Source organism: Campylobacter sp. US53, assembly GCF_004378995.1.
Taxonomy (GTDB): domain Bacteria; phylum Campylobacterota; class Campylobacteria; order Campylobacterales; family Campylobacteraceae; genus Campylobacter_D; species Campylobacter_D jejuni.
Window position 1 is genome coordinate 1 of sequence record NZ_RYYH01000041.1, and the last position, 240, is coordinate 240.

A 240-nucleotide genomic window follows, 5' to 3' on the forward strand; every position below is an offset into this window, starting at 1 on the left:
TTTCAGGCTCTCCATGGGGCTTTCGTCCTATACCATGCCCGGAATATCCACGAAGCGGGACAAAACCTCTTGGATGGATAAATTCGCCTAAAGCAGCTGATAGTTCCTTAAAACGCATTCCATCACGAATAATATCTATAGCATGATATAACGCATCTTTAGCACAAGAGATTAACGCTTTATCAGTGGGTGAAACTTCTCCTATAGCAATAGTTCTTGCTGCATCCCCATAATACCCCT

1 protein-coding gene is annotated in these 240 nt (G+C 42.9%); it reads right to left on the reverse strand.

What is annotated here, in order from left to right:
- Positions 1 to 240 (reverse strand): M24 family metallopeptidase (locus ELQ05_RS08210; RefSeq protein WP_134240083.1); only part of this gene is annotated, 240 nt, incomplete at both ends.